Here is a 1,001-nt window from a genome sequence, read left to right on the forward strand (position 1 = left end):
CTTCCGGTCTGCATTCCGGGTGAATCTTGTTTTATTTGTTGAATCTTCTCTGTGAGTTCCGTTGAATTCAGCATAGTGGAAATCCCCAATGGATTGTCTCTTGCTTACCTTCCCGGGGGAAAAACTCTGGCAGATACTGCCTATATCAAAATGTTTATGCATTCACAATTGTTATTTATTTGGTCAGGATTCCCTCGGTTGAACGTGCGATACTGCTGGTATGGCGTTGCTTGATATCCAGTGCATATCAGCGCGTCCGGTTTCCGACAACAGTTCACGTGAAGGGCCCGGGAACATTTTACCAAGGCAGTGACGGTTATGAAATCATCTTCTGTTAGTGACGAACATATCATCGAGGCGATTGGCCGGTCCCGGATCGTTATCCGGGATGGTGTTATCGTGGAGATCGGCGAAGCACAGGTCAGGAAATGCCCGCTGGCAAAACGGTTTGCATACACGGTGCCGGTGATTACCATAGATGCAGTGAAGGCAAACATCGAACACCGGATAAAGGCATTCGGCATGTGCACACCCGACCGTGATGTCATCGATACCCGCGAGTTCGTGGGATTCGGAGCAACAGAATTGCTCAGTTTCGCGTCTCGTGCGGGTCTGATCGATGCAGCAGTGCTGTCATGCGATGGTGCCGGAACAGTTATTGTGAAGGACCCTGCCCTGATCCAGGGTATCGGGGGAAGGATGTCGGGCCTTGTCTCGACGAGTCCGATCGCGAAGGTCATCCGGCGCATCGAGAAACATGGCGGTATAGTTGTGGATAAGAAGCATGCGTCGCTCGACCAGTTCGCCGGTGTGGAATGGGCATATGACGTGGGGTATACGAAGGTCGCCGTGACTGTTGCACGCCCCGAGGTGGCAGTGAAGATCCGGATTGCGTTCCCTGACACGCTCATCTTTGGTGTCCATGTCACCGGTCTCACCCGTGAAGAAGCTGAGTCCATGGTGGCCGCTGCAGACCTGATGACCTCCTGTGCATCCGGGAC

The 1,001-nt window shown here is 52.8% G+C and carries 1 protein-coding gene; it reads left to right on the forward strand.

Features of this window, described 5'->3' with window-relative positions:
* Positions 1–318 precede the first annotated feature (318 nt).
* Positions 319–1,001, forward strand: a 683-nt coding sequence (locus CW742_RS15395) for a methanogenesis marker 8 protein (protein ID WP_292421944.1), incomplete at its 3' end; no start/stop codon positions are given.

This window comes from Methanoregula sp. (assembly GCF_002835825.1).
GTDB lineage: Archaea > Halobacteriota > Methanomicrobia > Methanomicrobiales > Methanospirillaceae > Methanoregula.